16 protein-coding genes are annotated in these 19,056 nt (G+C 51.7%); 13 read left to right on the plus strand and 3 right to left on the minus strand.

Going from position 1 to position 19,056, the window contains the following annotated elements; all coding sequences use genetic code 11:
• Positions 1-19: 19 nt before the first annotated feature.
• The gene (locus SBG_RS01010; RefSeq protein ID WP_001117556.1) at positions 20-1,321 is read left to right on the plus strand and encodes an MFS transporter; all 1,302 of its coding nucleotides are present in this window, start codon (positions 20-22) and stop codon (positions 1,319-1,321) included.
• Between the two features lie 70 nt (positions 1,322-1,391).
• On the opposite strand, the gene dapD is transcribed toward SBG_RS01010, so the two are convergent.
• The 3 genes from dapD to map form a co-directional block, all read right to left on the minus strand.
• Positions 1,392-2,216 carry a 2,3,4,5-tetrahydropyridine-2,6-dicarboxylate N-succinyltransferase gene (gene dapD, locus SBG_RS01015; protein WP_001186677.1) on the minus strand — a complete coding sequence of 275 codons (825 nt, stop codon included), beginning with the start codon at positions 2,214-2,216 and terminating at the stop codon, positions 1,392-1,394.
• Between the two features lie 29 nt (positions 2,217-2,245).
• Positions 2,246-4,918: a bifunctional uridylyltransferase/uridylyl-removing protein GlnD gene (glnD, locus tag SBG_RS01020; protein WP_001094517.1), complete on the minus strand. Its 2,673-nt coding sequence runs from the start codon at positions 4,916-4,918 to the stop codon at positions 2,246-2,248.
• 306 nt (positions 4,919-5,224) lie between these two features.
• Positions 5,225-6,019: a type I methionyl aminopeptidase gene (gene map, locus SBG_RS01030; RefSeq protein WP_001018209.1), complete on the minus strand. Its 795-nt coding sequence runs from the start codon at positions 6,017-6,019 to the stop codon at positions 5,225-5,227.
• A 323-nt stretch (positions 6,020-6,342) separates the two neighbouring features.
• Here map and rpsB point away from each other — a divergent pair, with 323 nt between their 5' ends.
• From rpsB to fabZ, 12 genes are all read left to right on the plus strand, one after another.
• The gene (gene rpsB / locus SBG_RS01035) at positions 6,343-7,068 is read left to right on the plus strand and encodes a 30S ribosomal protein S2 (protein ID WP_000246879.1); all 726 of its coding nucleotides are present in this window, start codon (positions 6,343-6,345) and stop codon (positions 7,066-7,068) included.
• Positions 7,069-7,324: 256 nt separating this feature from the next.
• Positions 7,325-8,176 carry a translation elongation factor Ts gene (gene tsf / locus SBG_RS01040; protein WP_000808105.1) on the plus strand — a complete coding sequence of 284 codons (852 nt, stop codon included), beginning with the start codon at positions 7,325-7,327 and terminating at the stop codon, positions 8,174-8,176.
• Positions 8,177-8,320: 144 nt separating this feature from the next.
• Complete coding sequence (gene pyrH, locus SBG_RS01045; protein ID WP_000224571.1) at positions 8,321-9,046, plus strand: UMP kinase; 726 nt, start codon at positions 8,321-8,323, stop codon at positions 9,044-9,046.
• Between the two features lie 146 nt (positions 9,047-9,192).
• Positions 9,193-9,750, plus strand: coding sequence for a ribosome recycling factor (frr, locus tag SBG_RS01050; protein ID WP_000622420.1), 558 nt, complete (start codon positions 9,193-9,195; stop codon positions 9,748-9,750).
• Between the two features lie 141 nt (positions 9,751-9,891).
• Positions 9,892-11,088: a 1-deoxy-D-xylulose-5-phosphate reductoisomerase gene (ispC, locus tag SBG_RS01055; protein ID WP_000811907.1), complete on the plus strand. Its 1,197-nt coding sequence runs from the start codon at positions 9,892-9,894 to the stop codon at positions 11,086-11,088.
• Between the two features lie 312 nt (positions 11,089-11,400).
• Positions 11,401-12,159, plus strand: a complete 759-nt coding sequence (gene ispU / locus SBG_RS01060) for a (2E,6E)-farnesyl-diphosphate-specific ditrans,polycis-undecaprenyl-diphosphate synthase (RefSeq protein WP_000947407.1) — start codon at positions 11,401-11,403, stop codon at positions 12,157-12,159.
• 12 nt (positions 12,160-12,171) lie between these two features.
• On the plus strand, positions 12,172-13,029 hold the full coding sequence (gene cdsA, locus SBG_RS01065; RefSeq protein WP_000922427.1) for a phosphatidate cytidylyltransferase: 858 nt from the start codon (positions 12,172-12,174) through the stop codon (positions 13,027-13,029).
• Between the two features lie 11 nt (positions 13,030-13,040).
• Entirely contained in the window at positions 13,041-14,393 is a 1,353-nt protein-coding gene (gene rseP, locus SBG_RS01070; RefSeq protein ID WP_000949024.1) for a sigma E protease regulator RseP, read from the plus strand.
• A 31-nt stretch (positions 14,394-14,424) separates the two neighbouring features.
• On the plus strand, positions 14,425-16,857 hold the full coding sequence (gene bamA, locus SBG_RS01075) for an outer membrane protein assembly factor BamA (protein WP_001240916.1): 2,433 nt from the start codon (positions 14,425-14,427) through the stop codon (positions 16,855-16,857).
• A gap of 122 nt (positions 16,858-16,979) precedes the next feature.
• Positions 16,980-17,465, plus strand: a complete 486-nt coding sequence (gene skp / locus SBG_RS01080; RefSeq protein ID WP_000758961.1) for a molecular chaperone Skp — start codon at positions 16,980-16,982, stop codon at positions 17,463-17,465.
• Positions 17,466-17,468: 3 nt separating this feature from the next.
• Positions 17,469-18,494 carry a UDP-3-O-(3-hydroxymyristoyl)glucosamine N-acyltransferase gene (lpxD, locus tag SBG_RS01085; RefSeq protein ID WP_001139268.1) on the plus strand — a complete coding sequence of 342 codons (1,026 nt, stop codon included), beginning with the start codon at positions 17,469-17,471 and terminating at the stop codon, positions 18,492-18,494.
• Between the two features lie 105 nt (positions 18,495-18,599).
• Entirely contained in the window at positions 18,600-19,055 is a 456-nt protein-coding gene (gene fabZ, locus SBG_RS01090; RefSeq protein WP_000210741.1) for a 3-hydroxyacyl-ACP dehydratase FabZ, read from the plus strand.
• The last annotated feature ends 1 nt before the right edge of the window (position 19,056 follow it).

Genomic DNA, 19,056 nt, shown 5'->3' on the forward strand with positions numbered 1-19,056 from the left:
ACCTCGGGAGGTGTAATATATGCCTGGAGCGTATAATGCCACGATTCGTCGGGTGGTCATTTCCGCCTGGATAGGTAACTCCATTGAATATTATGATTTTCTCTTATACGGTCTGGCAAGCGCGTTAGTATTTAGTGATGTCTTTTTTCCGGGTACGGACGCGTTTACCGCGATGCTATCTTCTTTTGCCAGTTTTGGCGTAGGATTTATTTCACGTCCGGTGGGCGCCCTATTTTTTGGCAACAGGGGGGATACTCTGGGGCGTAAAAATACGTTATTAATAACATTAGGCGGTATGGGGGCGGTAACATTCCTGATTGGCTGCTTGCCTTCGTATGCCAGTATCGGTGCCCTGTCGCCAACATTATTGATTACGCTGCGTTTTATGCAAGGATTTATGGTTGGGGGAGAGTGGAGCGGCGCCATGTTGATGGTCATTGAACATGCGTCAGATAAACACCGTGGACTGTTAAGCGCGCTTTCGCAAACCGGGGGATTTACAGGACAGTTACTGGCAACGGGCGCATTTATCATCGTCGCCAAATTACCGGAAGAACAATTGTTATCGTGGGGCTGGCGAATTCCATTTCTGTTAAGCGTGTTTTTGGTGCTACCTGGCATCTATATGCGTCGTCGTCTGGATGAGACTCCCGTCTTTTGTGCGTTTAAAAAAGAACGGCTCATCAATAATATACCAACAAAAAAAGAAAGCCCGGTCGTTAACGTGATCCGCAAGCAATGGCGCAGTATTTTATTGATTATCATTCTACGCTTTGCTGAAAGCGTTCCTTTTTTTCTTGCCACAGTATTCACAGTTTCCTGGGCGACAACGCAGCTTGGGATTAATAAGTTGACGATGTTATACGTTGTCATGATCACCTGCCTGGTGGCGTATCCGATGCATGTATTATATGGCGTAATGTCGGATCGGAAAGGCTATCGTCAGGTGTACATTTTCGGCGCGCTTTGTGTCGCGGTAATGGCATTTCCATTTTTCTGGTTACTGGAAAGCCGATCGCTCATCCTGATTATTGTTGGCTATGTGCTGCTTATTAATGTTGGTCATAACGCGCTTAATGCCGTGCATCCCTCTTTTTTCGCCGGGCTGTTTCATCCGCCGGTACGTTACAGTGGTTCATCAATCGGTGCGCAGTTGGGGGCGGTTGTGGCGGGGGGATTTACGCCGTTTATCGCCAAAGCGTTAAGCGCGCTCTATGATAACGGTTGGACGCTGGTGGCGGGTTACGTTGTCCTGACGGCGCTGGCTTCGGTTTTGGCGGCAAAAATTGCGCCGGAAACCGTTCTGTCGCATTCGCCGTAATAAAGGGGCGTTTTGTTATGCCTTTGCCAGATGAAGGGGGCAAAGGCGCCCCCACTTTTACCATGCAGAATTAATCAATGGTGCGCAAGAGTTCATTAATGCCCACTTTCCCACGCGTTTTGGCGTCGACCTTTTTCACAATCACCGCGCAGTACAGGCTGTACTTACCATCTTTTGATGGCAGGTTGCCGGAAACGACCACGGAGCCCGCCGGTACGCGGCCATAGTGAACTTCACCGGTTTCGCGATCGTAGATTTTGGTGCTCTGGCCGAGATACACGCCCATAGAGATGACGGAGCCTTCTTCGACGATCACGCCTTCCACGACCTCAGAACGTGCGCCAATAAAGCAGTTGTCTTCAATGATGGTTGGGTTAGCCTGAAGCGGCTCCAGTACGCCGCCAATACCGACGCCGCCGGAGAGGTGGACGTTTTTACCAATCTGCGCGCAGGAGCCCACGGTCGCCCAGGTATCAACCATAGTGCCTTCGTCCACATAAGCGCCGATGTTAACGTAAGACGGCATCAATACGGTATTACGAGCGATAAACGCGCCCTGACGAACGGCCGCAGGCGGAACGACGCGAAAGCCTTCTTTCTGAAAACGCGCTTCGTCGTAATCAGCAAATTTCATTGGGACTTTATCGAAGTAGCGGCTTTCCGCACCGTCGATAACCTGGTTATCGTTAATACGGAAAGAGAGCAGAACTGCTTTCTTCAGCCACTGGTGAGTGACCCATTGACCGTCGATTTTTTCTGCGACACGCAGCGCGCCGGAATCGAGCAGAGAAATGACCTGATTTACCGCTTCCCGGGTCACGGTATCTACGTTGGCCGGGGTAATCTCGGCGCGGCGCTCAAAAGCGGTCTCAATAACGTTCTGTAACTGCTGCATTGTTAAACTCTTTCATCTAAATAAACACACTACCCTTTATCGTTTGGATTGAGGGCTGCTGTCAACCGTTGTTGCACCTCAAGTTGCAGCACATTATTAAGCGCGCGCCGATCCGCTGTGGCGATGATGAATAAATCTTCTACTCGTTCACCAATGGTTGTAATTCGCGCGCCATGAAGCGAAATTCCCAGATCGGCAAAAATTTGTCCGACCCTGGCCAGCAGGCCAGGTTGATCGAGCGCGATCAATTCCATGAATGATTTTCTGTCGGTATGGGTGGGCAGAAAATTGACTTCCGTTTCGACCGTAAAGTGGCGTAATTTTGCCGGTTGCCGACGCGGCTGCGGCGGCTGCCAGCTACGCTGCGTAATGGTCTGCTCAAGGCCGGTGCGAATCACTTCATGGCGATCCGCCGCCAGCGGACTGCCGTCTGGCTCCAGCACAATAAACGTATCCATTGCCATACCGTCGCGAGTGGTAAAGATCTGCGCGTCATGGACGCTCAGATTACGCCTGTCCAACTCAGCGCAGACGGCGGCAAACAGATAGGGTCTGTCCGGGCTCCAGATAAAAATCTCGGTTCCTCCGCGCGTGGCCTGCGGACTGAGTAACACCAACGGTTGACGCAGATCGTGCTGCAATAAATGGCGCGCATGCCAGGCAAGTTGATTTGGGCTATGACGAACAAAATAGTTAGCGCGACAACGGGTCCAGATTTTGTGCAGCGCGGCTTCATCAATATTGTCCATTCGCAGCAGCGCCAACGCCTGAAGTTGGTGGTGCCGTACGCGTTCACGCATATCCGGCGTATTTTGCATTCCACGCCTGAGCTGTTTTTCGGTAGCGAAGTACAGTTCGCGTAGCAAACTTTGTTTCCAGCTATTCCACAGGGTTTCGTTGGTCGCGCAGATGTCCGCGACGGTAAGGCAGACCAGAAAGCGCAATCGCGTTTCGGTTTGTACTTCTTCGGCGAATTGCTTGATGACTTCCGGGTCCTGAATGTCGCGGCGCTGGGCGGTGACCGACATCAGCAGATGCTGGCGCACCAGCCAGGCGACCAACTGGGTTTCACGTGAGTTCAGCCCGTGCAGTTCGGCGAATGTAAGCACGTCCTGTGCGCCCAGTACCGAATGGTCGCCGCCGCGTCCTTTCGCAATATCATGGAACAACGCGGCGATCAGAATCAGTTCCGGATGGGGGAGCCGCGGCCAGAGATCGACGCAGAGCGGATGGCGCTGGCGGGTCTCTTCTTTAGCAAAGCTTTCCAGCTTCAGCATGACACGAATAGTGTGCTCATCCACCGTGTAGGCATGGAACAGATCGAATTGCATTTGCCCGACGATGTGCGACCACTGCGGCATATAGGCCCACAATACGCTATGACGGTGCATAGGCAGCAGGCCGCGGCTCACGGCGCCGGGATGACGCAGCATACTCAGAAATAGCGTTCGCGCCTCCGGGATGTAGCACAACGGTTGACTCAGATGTCGGCGAGCATGGCGCAAATGGCGCAACGTCGTCGAGTAGATGCCAGTGATGGCGCTATTGCGCACCATCATATAAAACATCCGCAGAATCGCTTCCGGTTCACGGATAAACAGCGTTTCATCACGCAGATCAATGAGCGTGCCGCGTAATTGAAACTCATCGTCTATAGGGCGCGGTTTTTCATCTGCCGGCATCGCCAGGATAGCTTCGTCAAAGAGTTGAAGCAGCATTTGGTTGAGTTCGCTCACCCGACGTGTGGCCCGGAAGTAGTCTTTCATCATTCGCTCAACCGGATCGTTGCCCTCGCCGCTGTAGTTAAGACGTTGAGCAACGCTTAACTGGCGGTCGAACAGCAGACGGTTATCGTAGCGGCTGACCACCAGATGGAGCGCAAAACGAATACGCCACAGGATATGCAGGCACTCGTTGAGTTCCGCGCGCTCAGCGGGGGTTAAAAAGCCGAATCCGACCATCTCATCGAGCGACGTGGCGCCGAAGTGACGCCGGGCAACCCATTGCAATGTGTGGATATCGCGCAGGCCGCCGGGGCTACTTTTAATATCCGGTTCCAGATTATAGCTGGTGCCGTGATAGCGCTGGTGACGTTGATTTTGCTCTTCCACTTTGGCGGCGTAAAACGTGTCGGATGGCCAGAAACCTTCGCTAAAAATATGCTTTTGCAGTTCCAGAAACAGGGCGACATCGCCAATCAGCAGGCGCGTTTCGATGAGGTTTGTCGCAACGGTTAAATCAGACAGACCTTCCAGCAAACACTCTTCCAGCGTACGTACACTATGCCCGACGTCCAGTCTGACGTCCCATAACAAGGTCAGCAGTTCGCCGATCTTCTGCGCCTGGTCATCAGGTAATTTTTTGCGGCTTAAGATCAGCAGATCGATGTCGGAAAGCGGATGCAGTTCGCCGCGCCCATAGCCACCGACGGCGACCAGCGCCAGATCGGCAATCTGGCCGAAACCGGCCTCAATCCACAGACGCTGCAACAACTGGTCGATAAATTCGGTACGGGCTTCAATAAGCTGTTCAGCGGAAATGCCGTTGTCAAAGGCTTCGCCCAGCCAGCGTTGAAAGAGGTCGATATGGGCTTTGATGCCGGCGATGGAGAGATCGTCGCGCGGCCAGACGCCAGGATTTTGCGGCTGGTTGGGGAGGGTGGGAATTGCGGTATTCGCGAACTGTTCAGGAAGAGTATTCATATGCGCCACCCATTAAAAAGCCGGATGATAGCGTTGCGCTTATCCGGCCTACGGATTTACTCTTCATCCTTCAAGTTGCTTCTGCGTTGGCTGCGAGTGACTCGGCTCATCCATGAGCCTCGCCCTTACGGGCCGCTGCTCCGCAGCATTCAAATCTGTTCCTGACAGATTTGTCGTTCACTCCAGTCACGTACTTATGTACGCTCCTGGAGACTCACGCTCTTGCCGTTTTGAGGCAACTCGAATGATTTTGAGTAAAGGTGTAATTTGTAGGCCTGATAAGCGCCAGCGTCATCAGGCAAAAAATTATGCGTCGTGCGTAATGACCGCCGGGATGGTGTCATCCTTGCGAAGCGTCAGAATTTCGCAGCCGTTTTCCGTTACTACAATAGTATGCTCATATTGTGCGGACAAGCTTCTATCTTTGGTTTTTACCGTCCAGCCGTCTTTCATCGTACGGATACGGTAATCGCCCGCGTTCAGCATAGGCTCAATGGTAAAGGTCATGCCGGGCTGCAACACGACGCCGCCGTCGTCAGCATCATAGTGCAGCACCTGGGGTTCTTCGTGGAAGCCACGGCCAATACCGTGCCCGCAGTATTCGCGAACAACGGAGAAGCCTTCGGCTTCCGCATATTTCTGAATAGCGGCGCCGATACTGCGCAGGCGAATGCCTGGCTTCACCATTTTGATGCCCAGATACAGGCTCTCTTGCGTGACGCGGCACAGACGCTCGCCCAGAATGGTCGGCTTGCCGACAATAAACATTTTGGAGGTATCGCCGTGATATTCATCTTTAATCACTGTCACATCGATGTTAACGATATCGCCATCTTTCAGATGTTTCGCGTCATCCGGGATGCCGTGGCACACGACTTCATTAATGGAAATACAGACGGATTTTGGGTATCCATGGTAGCCGAGGCAGGCGGAGATGGCGTGTTGTTCATTAACAATGTAGTCGTTACAGATACGATCCAGCTCGCCAGTGGTGACGCCCGGCTTGATGTACGGTTCGATCATTTCCAGCACTTCTGCGGCCAGACGGCCCGCGACGCGCATTTTTTCAATTTCTTCAGGGGTCTTGATTGAGATAGCCATGAATTGTGTCCAGCAGTGTCGATGATATCGACAATAATTGTGTAAGTGCTGTTAATGTTAACAGTCTGACGCATCCACTACCAGATTGAGAATCAGTTACCGCATAGCGTGCCAACAATTATTGGTGTCGCTGGCGTATTTATGGTATAAAGCGCGCCGGACTTCCGTTTCCATTGACTATGCACAGAATGGAACGAAGCGACCAATCTCACTTTGTGTAACAACACACACGTATCGGCACATATTCCGGGGTGCCCTTAGGGGTCGGTAATATGGGATACGTGGAGGCATAACCCCAACTTAATCTATAGAGGTTTTAAATCATGGCAACTGTTTCCATGCGCGATATGCTCAAGGCTGGTGTTCACTTTGGTCACCAGACCCGTTACTGGAACCCGAAAATGAAGCCGTTCATCTTCGGCGCGCGTAACAAAGTTCACATCATCAACCTTGAGAAAACCGTACCGATGTTCAACGAAGCTCTGGCTGAACTGAACAAGATTGCTGCTCGTAAAGGTAAAATCCTTTTCGTGGGTACGAAACGCGCTGCAAGCGAAGCGGTGAAAGAAGCTGCTAACAGCTGCGATCAGTTCTTTGTGAACCATCGCTGGCTGGGCGGTATGCTGACTAACTGGAAAACCGTTCGTCAGTCCATCAAACGTCTGAAAGACCTGGAAACTCAGTCTCAGGACGGTACTTTCGAAAAGCTGACCAAGAAAGAAGCGCTGATGCGTACTCGTGAGCTTGAGAAACTGGAAAACAGCCTGGGCGGTATCAAAGACATGGGCGGCCTGCCGGACGCTCTGTTCGTGATCGATGCTGACCACGAGCACATTGCTATCAAAGAAGCAAACAACCTGGGTATTCCGGTATTTGCTATCGTTGATACTAACTCTGATCCGGACGGCGTTGACTTTGTTATCCCGGGTAACGACGACGCTATCCGTGCTGTTAGCCTGTACCTGGGTGCTGTTGCTGCAACCGTTCGTGAAGGCCGTTCTCAGGATCTGGCTTCCCAGGCGGAAGAAAGCTTCGTAGAAGCTGAATAATAAGGTTTGATAACTTCCCTAAAATAGTTCGAATTGCAGGAAGGCGGCAAGCCCGAGAATTCCCGGGAGCTTATATTAGGTAACCGGGATGAGCGAGTGAAGGCAGCGTATCTGCGTCTCGAAATATGAAGGGGGGAGCCCCTTATTAACCAGGTAGTATCACGTTTGGTTAGGGGGCCTGTCTGAGGCCCCCTTTTTCACTTTTAAATCTGTGCGGTTTTATGCCGGGCAGATCAAATCTTCCGAGGATTTTAGAATGGCTGAAATTACCGCATCCCTGGTAAAAGAGCTGCGTGAGCGTACTGGCGCAGGCATGATGGATTGCAAAAAAGCGCTGACTGAAGCGAACGGCGACATTGAGCTGGCAATCGAAAACATGCGTAAGTCCGGCGCTATCAAAGCGGCGAAAAAAGCAGGCAACGTGGCTGCTGACGGTGTAATCAAAACCAAAATCGACGGCAACGTCGCTTTCATTCTGGAAGTTAACTGCCAGACTGACTTCGTGGCTAAAGATGCTGGTTTCCAGGCATTTGCTGACAAAGTTCTGGATGCCGCAGTTGCTGGCAAAATCACTGACGTTGAAGTTCTGAAAGCGCAGTTCGAAGAAGAGCGTGTCGCGCTGGTTGCGAAAATCGGCGAGAACATCAACATTCGTCGCGTAGCTGCTCTGGAAGGCGACGTACTGGGTTCTTACCAGCACGGTGCGCGTATCGGCGTTCTGGTTGCCGCTAAAGGCGCTGACGAAGAGCTGGTTAAACAGCTGGCGATGCACGTTGCTGCAAGCAAGCCGGAATTTGTTAAGCCGGAAGATGTGTCTGCTGACGTGGTAGAGAAAGAGTACCAGGTACAGCTGGACATCGCGATGCAGTCTGGCAAGCCGAAAGAAATCGCAGAGAAAATGGTTGAAGGCCGCATGAAGAAATTCACCGGCGAAGTTTCTCTGACCGGCCAGCCTTTCGTTATGGAACCGAGCAAATCTGTTGGCCAGCTGCTGAAAGAGCACAACGCTGACGTGACTGGCTTCATCCGCTTTGAAGTGGGCGAAGGCATTGAGAAAGTCGAGACTGACTTTGCAGCAGAAGTCGCTGCGATGTCCAAGCAGTCCTGATTTTCCTGAGGAGCCGCCTGAGGGCGGCTTCTTTTTGCGCCTCTCTTGTAAAATCAGCCGACGCCTGGCGTCTGCGCTGAATGGCGACGTACAATGTCGCCGGAATTAACTCATATCAATCGTTGACAGTCTCAGGAAAGAAACATGGCTACCAATGCAAAACCCGTCTATAAACGCATTCTGCTTAAATTAAGCGGCGAAGCTCTGCAGGGTACGGAAGGCTTCGGTATTGATGCAAGCATACTGGATCGTATGGCTCAGGAGATCAAAGAACTGGTTGAACTGGGTATTCAGGTTGGTGTGGTGATTGGCGGTGGTAACCTGTTCCGTGGCGCGGGTCTGGCGAAAGCGGGGATGAACCGCGTTGTGGGCGACCACATGGGCATGTTGGCCACCGTGATGAACGGTCTGGCAATGCGTGATGCGCTTCACCGCGCCTATGTGAACGCTCGCCTGATGTCGGCAATTCCTTTAAACGGCGTGTGCGACAGTTATAGCTGGGCTGAGGCGATAAGCCTGCTGCGTAACAACCGTGTTGTGATTCTGTCTGCAGGTACGGGTAACCCCTTCTTCACTACTGACTCTGCGGCCTGTCTGCGTGGAATCGAAATTGAAGCGGACGTCGTACTGAAAGCGACCAAAGTCGATGGTGTCTTCACTGCCGATCCGGCAAAAGATCCTTCTGCAACCATGTACGATCAACTGACCTATGCTGAAGTGCTGGATAAAGAACTGAAAGTGATGGATCTGGCGGCCTTCACGCTGGCTCGTGACCACAAACTGCCGATTCGTGTTTTCAACATGAATAAACCGGGTGCGCTGCGCCGCGTGGTGATGGGCGAAAAAGAAGGCACTTTAATCACGGAGTAATTTCCGTGAGCGCCAAATACGGGTAAGATTCCGTTTTATTGGCGGGTCTTATTACCTGGCAGAAATTAAACGAGACTATACTTAGCACATCTTTGTATTGTGTGACCGTCTGGTCTGACTGAGACTAGTTTTCAAGGATTCGTAACGTGATTAGCGATATCAGAAAAGATGCTGAAGTACGCATGGAAAAATGCGTTGAAGCGTTCAAAAACCAAATCAGCAAAGTGCGCACGGGTCGTGCTTCTCCCAGCCTGCTGGATGGTATTGTCGTAGAATACTATGGCACACCGACGCCGCTGCGCCAGTTGGCAAGCGTAACGGTCGAAGACTCCCGTACCTTAAAAATTAACGTATTTGATCGCTCTATGGGGCCTGCTATTGAGAAAGCGATCATGGCGTCAGACCTCGGTCTGAACCCAAGCTCTGCGGGTACCGATATTCGCGTTCCGCTGCCGCCGCTGACAGAAGAACGTCGTAAAGATCTGACTAAAATTGTCCGTGGCGAAGCAGAGCAGGCGCGTGTCGCCGTACGTAACGTACGCCGTGACGCGAACGATAAAGTAAAAGCGCTGCTGAAAGATAAAGCGATCAGTGAAGATGACGATCGCCGCTCTCAGGAAGACGTGCAGAAAATGACCGATGCAGCAATTAAGAAAGTTGATGCGGCGTTGGCAGATAAAGAAGCGGAACTGATGCAGTTCTGATTAACCTGTACGCAGATATAAACTCACTTTGCTGGTAAGCCTGGCGGGTGAGTGGTGTACAAAACGCCGCGCAGAAGACATTATCAGGTCTCCTGTGCGGCGTTTTGCTTTTTATCCTGTTTCAACACTTCTGGACGTTTCATGAAGCAATTAACCATTCTGGGCTCGACCGGCTCTATTGGTTGCAGCACACTGGACGTGGTGCGCCATAACCCTGATAGCTTCCGCGTTGTCGCGCTGGTTGCGGGTAAAAATGTTGCCCGTATGGCGGAGCAGTGCCTGGCGTTTTCGCCGCGGTATGCCGTAATGGACGATGCACCGAGCGCAGAACAGCTCAAAAGAATGCTTCAACAGCATGGCTGTCGTACCGAGGTTCTGAGCGGACAACAGGCCGCTTGCGAGATGGCGGCGCTTGATGAGGTCGGATATGTGATGGCGGCCATTGTCGGCGCCGCTGGTTTACTACCGACCCTGGCAGCGATTCGTGCAGGAAAGACTATCCTGCTGGCCAATAAAGAATCGTTGGTAACCTGCGGGCGGCTGTTTATGGATGAAGTGAAACGCAGCAACGCCCGGCTTTTACCCGTCGATAGCGAACATAACGCGATTTTTCAGAGTTTGCCGCAATCTATTCAGCATCATCTGGGATACGCTGATCTGGAGCAAAATGGCGTCACGTCGATTTTGCTTACCGGGTCTGGTGGCCCGTTCCGTGAAACGCCCATGCGCGATCTGGCGGCGATGACGCCGGATCAGGCATGTCGTCATCCGAACTGGTCGATGGGGCGAAAAATCTCCGTCGACTCTGCCACCATGATGAATAAAGGTCTGGAATACATTGAAGCGCGTTGGTTATTTAATGCCAGCGCACGTCAGATGGAAGTGTTGATCCATCCGCAATCGGTTATTCATTCAATGGTGCGTTATCAGGACGGCAGCGTCCTTGCGCAGCTTGGAGAGCCTGACATGCGTACGCCTATTGCGCACACGATGGCATGGCCGAATCGCGTCACGTCCGGCGCGCAGCCGCTCGATTTTTGCAAACTCAGCGCGCTGACGTTTAGTGCGCCCGATTATCAGCGTTATCCGTGTCTGAAGCTGGCGATGGACGCGTTTGAGCAGGGTCAGGCGGCAACGACGGCGCTCAATGCGGCAAACGAAATCACGGTGGCTGCGTTTCTGGCGCAACAGATTCGTTTTACCGATATCGCCGGGCTCAATTTAGCGGTGCTGGAGCGGATGGATTTACAGGAACCGGCAAGCGTTGATGACGTATTGCAGGTCGACGCCATCGCGCGTGACGTTGCCAGAAAACAAGTGATACGGCTCTCACGCTGAGGATTATCCCGCGACAGAAGATCGTGCTATTTGTTAGCGTTGGGCTTCGGTGATATAGTCTGCGCCACCTGATCGCAGGTTTTTAGCTTTTTTCGGTCGGGGTAGCCGTGGTTTGACACGGCTTTTTTGTGGATACACAAAATTCTTCAGAACGCATCGGGATGACAGGCGCATACGTTCCCGGCGTGCGCAGATGGCGCACGATAGGGGCGATGACGTACAGCCATCAGCGAAGTGGAGTGAAGAGAATGTGTATGAAGGCTTCAGTATTCCTGAGTACCGCTAAATCCTTTCAGGGACAAAAAACGCGTTATGTTGTCTGCAACTCAACCAGTAAGCGAAAAATTGCCAGCACATGGCTGTCGCCATGTTGCCATAATCATGGATGGCAATGGTCGCTGGGCGAAAAAGCAAGGGAAGATCCGGGCCTTCGGGCATAAAGCCGGGGCGAAGTCTGTCCGGCGAGCCGTCTCTTTTGCTGCCAATAACGGTATTGATGCGTTAACGCTGTATGCCTTTAGTAGTGAAAACTGGAACCGGCCTGCGCAGGAAGTAAGTGCGTTAATGGAGTTGTTTGTGTGGGCGCTGGATAGCGAAGTCAAAAGCCTGCACCGCCATAACGTTCGCCTGCGTATTATCGGTGATATCAGTCGATTTAACTTGCGTTTGCAAGAACGTATTCGCAAATCAGAAGCGTTGACAGCCCATAACACCGGGCTAACGCTGAATATTGCGGCGAATTACGGCGGACGTTGGGATATTGTCCAGGGTGCCCAGAAACTGGCGGAACAGGTGCAGGCTGGTGTCCTGCGCCCCGATCAGATTGATGAAGAGAGGCTGGGCCAGCAAATCTGTATGCATGAGCTGGCGCCTGTGGATTTAGTAATTAGGACTGGGGGAGAGCATCGCATTAGTAACTTTTTGCTTTGGCAAATTGCCTATGCCGAACTTTACTTTACTGATGTTCTTTGGCCCGATTTCGATGAACAAGACTTTGAAGGTGCGCTGCATGCCTTTGCTAATCGAGAGCGTCGTTTCGGCGGTACCGAGCCCGGTGATGACAAAGCCTGATGGGGGTTGCTTTTGCTGAAGTATCGCCTGATTTCTGCTTTTGTATTAATACCTGCGGTCATCGCTGCGCTTTTTTTATTGCCGCCAGTGGGGTTCGCCATTGTTACGCTGGTTGTCTGTATGTTGGCGGCATGGGAATGGGGACAGTTAAGCGGGTTCGCCGCGCGTTCACAGCGGGTTTGGCTGGCGGTGTTGTGTGGGCTATTATTGGCGCTAATGCTATTTTTGTTGCCTGAATATCATCACAACATTCGTCAACCGTTGGTTGAGATGTCACTCTGGGCATCCTTAGGATGGTGGGTTGTTGCGCTACTGCTGGTACTCTTTTATCCCGGCTCGGCGGCAATCTGGCGCAACTCAAAAACATTGCGTCTCATTTTCGGCCTGTTAACCATTGTTCCCTTTTTCTGGGGAATGCTGGCGTTACGCGCCTGGCACTATGATGAGAATCATTACAGTGGCGCAATATGGCTACTCTATGTCATGATCCTGGTCTGGGGAGCGGACTCTGGTGCCTATATGTTTGGTAAATTGTTTGGCAAACATAAGCTGGCGCCGAAAGTTTCCCCGGGGAAAACCTGGCAAGGGTTTATCGGCGGACTTGCGACGGCTGCTGTGATCTCATGGGGTTACGGTATGTGGGCAAATCTGAATGTTGCGCCTGTCATCTTGCTGATTTGCTCTGTGGTTGCTGCGCTGGCTTCCGTACTGGGCGATCTCACCGAGAGTATGTTTAAGCGCGAAGCAGGAATTAAGGATAGCGGCCACTTGATTCCAGGCCATGGCGGTATTCTGGATCGCATTGACAGCCTGACGGCTGCCGTACCGGTCTTTGCTTGCCTGTTGTTACTGGTTTTCAGGACGCTCTAACGGAAGGTTTTATGCTGAGTATTCTCTGGAATCTGGCTGCATTCATCGTTGCACTGGGCGTGCTGATCACTGTGCATGAATTTGGTCATTTCTGGGTTGCCCGGCGCTGCGGTGTTCGTGTCGAGCGCTTTTCCATCGGTTTTGGTAAAGCGCTCTGGCGTCGTACCGATCGGTACGGTACTGAATATGTCATCGCCCTGATCCCGCTGGGCGGCTATGTCAAAATGCTGGATGAACGCGCCGAACCGGTAGCACCGGAATTGCGCCGCCACGCCTTCAATAACAAAACGGTGGGCCGGCGGGCCGCAATTATTGCCGCAGGTCCGGTTGCGAACTTCATTTTTGCTATCTTTGCTTACTGGCTGGTCTTTATCATCGGCGTCCCTGGCGTTCGTCCGGTTGTTGGTGAAATAACGCCCAATTCGATTGCCGCGCAGGCGCAAATTACGCCAGGTACGGAACTTAAAGCCGTTGACGGTATCGAAACCCCTGATTGGGATGCTGTGCGTTTACAACTGGTATCCAAAATCGGAGATCCGCAGACGACAGTGAGCGTCTCGCCGTTTGGCAGCGACCAGCGACAGGACAAAACGCTTGATTTACGTCACTGGGCATTTGAGCCTGATAAGCAAGATCCTGTATCTTCTTTAGGGATTCGGCCTCGGGCGCCCCAGATCGAACCGGTACTGTCGGAAGTGCAGGCGAATTCTGCGGCCAGTAAAGCGGGTTTGCAAGCGGGCGACAGGATCGTTAAAGTCGATGGTCAGCCGTTAACGCAGTGGATGACGTTTGTTACGTTTGTACGCGATAATCCCGGTAAGCCGTTAGCGTTAGAGATTGAAAGGCAGGGGAGCGACTTGTCGTTGACGTTAACGCCGGATACGAAATCGGTTAACGGAAAGGCGGAAGGCTTTGCAGGCGTAGTGCCTAAAATTATTCCTCTGCCGGAAGAGTACAAGACTGTACGCCAGTATGGACCTTTTAGCGCCATCCTCGAAGCCACGGATAAGACGTGGCAGTTGATGAAGCTGACGGTCAGTATGCTGGGTAAATTGATAACCGGTGATGTGAAACTGAACAACCTCAGTGGGCCGATTTCTATCGCTCAGGGGGCTGGGATGTCAGCGGAGTTCGGGGTGATTTATTACCTGATGTTCCTTGCGCTAATCAGCGTGAACTTAGGGATAATTAACCTGTTTCCGCTGCCCGTTCTTGACGGGGGGCATCTGCTGTTCCTGGCGATTGAAAAGCTTAAGGGCGGGCCGGTATCCGAGCGAGTTCAAGACTTTAGTTATCGCATTGGCTCGATTTTGCTGGTGTTGTTAATGGGGCTTGCACTTTTCAATGATTTCTCTCGGTTGTAAGAGAGTTAGTTAGGAAGAACGCATAATAACGATGGCGATGAAAAAGTTGCTCATAGCGTCGCTGCTGTTCAGCAGCGCCACCGTATACGGTGCTGAAGGGTTCGTAGTGAAGGACATTCATTTCGAAGGCCTGCAGCGAGTCGCCGTTGGTGCGGCTCTCCTCAGTATGCCGGTGCGCACAGGCGACACGGTTAATGATGAAGATATCAGTAACACCATTCGCGCTCTGTTCGCCACCGGCAACTTTGAGGACGTCCGCGTCCTGCGCGATGGTGATACCCTTCTGGTTCAGGTAAAAGAACGTCCGACCATTGCCAGCATCACTTTCTCCGGTAACAAGTCGGTGAAAGATGACATGCTTAAGCAAAACCTCGAAGCGTCTGGCGTACGTGTTGGCGAGTCTCTGGATCGCACCACGTTGTCTGATATCGAAAAAGGACTGGAAGACTTTTACTATAGCGTGGGTAAATACAGCGCCAGCGTTAAGGCGGTTGTCACGCCTCTGCCGCGCAACCGTGTTGACCTTAAACTGGTGTTCCAGGAGGGCGTATCGGCGAAGATCCAACAGATCAATATCGTCGGTAACCATGCCTTTAGCACTGAAGAACTCATTTCTCATTTCCAGTTGCGTGATGAAGTTCCATGGTGGAACGTTGTCGGCGATCGTAAATATCAGAAGCAGAAGCTGGCGGGCGACCTTGAAACCCTTCGCAGTTACTATCTGGATCGCGGCTACGCACGTTTCAATATCGACTCTACGCAAGTGAGCCTGACGCCGGACAAGAAAGGAATTTACATCACCATCAATATCACCGAGGGCGATCAGTACAAGCTTTCCGGGGTTCAGGTGAGTGGTAACCTGGCCGGGCATTCTGCAGAAATCGAGAGCCTGACGAAAATTGAACCTGGTGAGCTCTATAACGGCACCAAAGTGACCAAAATGGAAGATGACATTAAAAAGCTTCTTGGTCGCTATGGTTACGCTTATCCGCGCGTGCAATCACAGCCCGAAATTAACGATGCCGACAAAACCGTTAAGTTACGCGTTAACGTAGATGCTGGTAACCGTTTCTACGTGCGTAAGATCCGTTTTGAAGGCAACGATACTTCAAAAGATTCCGTTCTGCGCCGCGAAATGCGCCAAATGGAAGGGGCATGGCTGGGCAGCGATCTGGTCGACCAGGGGAAAGAACGTCTGAACCGTTTGGGTTACTTTGAAACCGTTGATACCGATACGCAGCGCGTTCCGGGCAGCCCGGATCAGGTAGACGTGGTCTACAAAGTGAAAGAGCGTAATACCGGTAGCTTCAACTTCGGTATTGGCTACGGTACAGAAAGCGGCGTCAGCTTCCAGGCCGGCGTTCAGCAGGACAACTGGTTAGGTACTGGCTATTCCGTGGGTATTAACGGGACCAAAAACGACTACCAGACCTATAGCGAACTGTCCGTGACTAACCCCTACTTTACCGTTGACGGTGTGAGCCTGGGTGGTCGTATTTTCTATAACGACTTCCAGGCAGACGATGCGGATCTGTCCGACTATACCAACAAAAGTTACGGTACGGATGTGACGCTCGGCTTCCCCATCAATGAGTACAACACGTTGCGCGCGGGCTTAGGGTATGTACATAACTCCCTGTCCAATATGGAACCGCAGGTTGCAATGTGGCGTTATCTGGCATCAATGGGCCAGTATCCGAGTACTAATGATCAGGATAATAGTTTTAGCACTGATGACTTCACCTTTAACTACGGCTGGACCTACAACAAACTGGACCGTGGTTACTTCCCGACGGAAGGTACGCGTATCAACCTGAATGGTAAGGTGACGATTCCGGGATCGGATAACGAATACTATAAAGCGACGTTGGATACCGCGACCTATGTGCCGATCGATGACGATCATAAGTGGGTTATTCTGGGCCGTACCCGCTTTGGTTATGGTGATGGTTTAGGCGGTAAAGAGATGCCGTTCTATGAGAACTTTTATGCCGGTGGTTCCAGTACCGTTCGTGGTTTCCAGTCCAATACCATTGGTCCTAAGGCGGTCTATTATCCCTATAACCCTAAAAATTACGATGCTGGTGACGACTACGATTGCGCGACGCAGGACGGCGCAAAAGATATGTGTAAGTCGGATGATGCGGTAGGGGGTAACGCGATGGCGGTCGCCAGCCTGGAATTTATCACGCCGACGCCATTTATCAGCGAGAAATATGCTAATTCGGTCCGTACTTCTTTCTTCTGGGATATGGGGACCGTCTGGGATACGAATTGGGACTCCAGCCAGTATTCTGGCTACCCGGACTACAGCGATCCAAGTAATATCCGTATGTCCGCGGGTATCGCATTACAATGGATGTCCCCATTGGGGCCGTTGGTCTTCTCCTACGCCCAGCCGTTTAAAAAGTACGATGGAGACAAAGCCGAGCAGTTCCAGTTTAACATTGGTAAAACCTGGTAATTGTTCACTGCAAAGGAATGCATTGGTAGTGTAGCGATGACTTTTGGCGATGCCTTCAGGGATCGCCAGGCCACGCAAAGAGCTGTACCTTCGGGTGCAAATGGGATGGTAAGGAGTTTATTGTGAAAAAGTGGTTATTAGCTGCAGGTCTCGGTTTGGCGATGGTAACGTCCGCACAGGCTGCTGACAAAATTGCGATCGTCAACATGGGTAATCTGTTCCAACAGGTTGCGCAGAAGACGGGTGTATCCAATACACTGGAAAACGAATTTAAAGGCCGTGCGGCTGAACTGCAAAAAATGGAAAACGACCTGCAATCTAAAATGCAGCGTCTGCAATCCATGAAGGCAGGTAGCGATCGTTCTAAGCTGGAAAAAGATGTCATGTCTGAGCGCCAGACGTTCGCACAAAAAGCGCAGGCTTTTGAGAAAGATCGCGCTCGTCGTTCCAACGAAGAACGTGGCAAACTGGTGACGCGTATCCAGACTGCCGTGAAAAAAGTGGCTAATGACCAGAACATCGATCTGGTCGTAGACGCGAACACCGTTGCTTACAACAGCAGCGATGTGAAAGACATCACCGCTGACGTACTGAAACAGGTTAAATAAGTAATGCCTTCAATTCGACTGGCTGACTTAGCAGAACAGTTGGATGCTGAATTACACGGTGATGGCGATATCGTCATCACCGGCGTTGCGTCCATGCAATCTGCAACAACAGGCCATATTACGTTCATGGTGAATCCTAAGTACCGTGAACACCTGGGATTATGCCAGGCTTCTGCGGTTGTTATGACGCAGGACTTCCTCCCTTTTGCTAAGAGCGCGGCGCTGGTAGTTAAAAATCCCTACCTGACTTACGCGCGCATGGCGCAAATTTTAGATACCACGCCGCAGCCCGCGCAGGATATCGCACCGAGTGCAGTGATTGATGCGACGGCAACGCTGGGTAACAATGTTTCAGTCGGCGCGAATGCGGTGATTGAATCCGGCGTACAACTGGGCGATAACGTGATTATCGGCGCCGGATGTTTTGTCGGAAAAAATACCAAAATCGGGGCGGGTTCACGCTTATGGGCGAACGTAACGATTTACCACGACATTCAGATCGGTGAGAATTGCCTGATCCAGTCTGGTACGGTGATTGGCGCAGACGGTTTTGGTTACGCTAACGATCGTGGCAATTGGGTGAAGATCCCGCAATTGGGTCGGGTCATTATCGGCGATCGTGTCGAGATCGGTGCTTGTACCACCATTGACCGTGGCGCGCTGGATGATACTGTTATTGGCAACGGCGTTATTATTGATAATCAGTGCCAGATTGCACATAACGTTGTGATTGGCGACAATACGGCGGTTGCCGGTGGCGTCATTATGGCGGGTAGCCTGAAGATTGGCCGTTACTGCATGATTGGCGGCGCCAGCGTGATCAATGGGCATATGGAAATATGCGACAAAGTCACGGTAACTGGCATGGGTATGGTGATGCGTCCTATCACGGAACCGGGCGTCTACTCCTCAGGCATTCCGCTGCAACCCAACAAAGTATGGCGTAAAACGGCTGCGCTGGTGATGAACATTGATGATATGAGCAAGCGTCTCAAAGCCATTGAGCGCAAGGTTAATCAACAAGACTAGCGTTCCGCCTTGTCGTTGCCATTCTTTTCCGGCCTGTCACATTCATACGATTGCGGCAGGCCGTGTTATTATTGCCTTTTTGTATATTTGGACAGGAAGAGTATTTTGACTACTAACACTCATACTCTGCAGATTGAAGAGATTTTAGAGCTTCTGCCGCACCGTTTTCCGTTTTTACTGGTCGATCGCGTGCTGGACTTTGAAGAAGGGCGTTTTCTGCGTGCGGTGAAAAATGTCTCCGTCAACGAGCCGTTTTTCCAGGGACACTTCCCTGGCAAACCGATTTTACCAGGCGTACTGATTCTGGAAGCGATGGCGCAGGCAACCGGTATTCTGGCGTTTAAAAGCGTTGGTAAACTGGAACCGGGTGAACTGTACTATTTCGCGGGTATTGATGAAGCGCGCTTTAAGCGTCCGGTTGTGCCAGGCGATCAGATGATTATGGAAGTCACTTTCGAAAAAACGCGTCGCGGCCTGACCCGCTTTAAAGGGGTTGCGCTGGTTGACGGTAAAGTGGTGTGCGAAGCAACAATGATGTGTGCTCGTAGCCGGGAGGCCTGAT

The organism is Salmonella bongori NCTC 12419 (assembly GCF_000252995.1).
Taxonomy (GTDB): domain Bacteria; phylum Pseudomonadota; class Gammaproteobacteria; order Enterobacterales; family Enterobacteriaceae; genus Salmonella; species Salmonella bongori.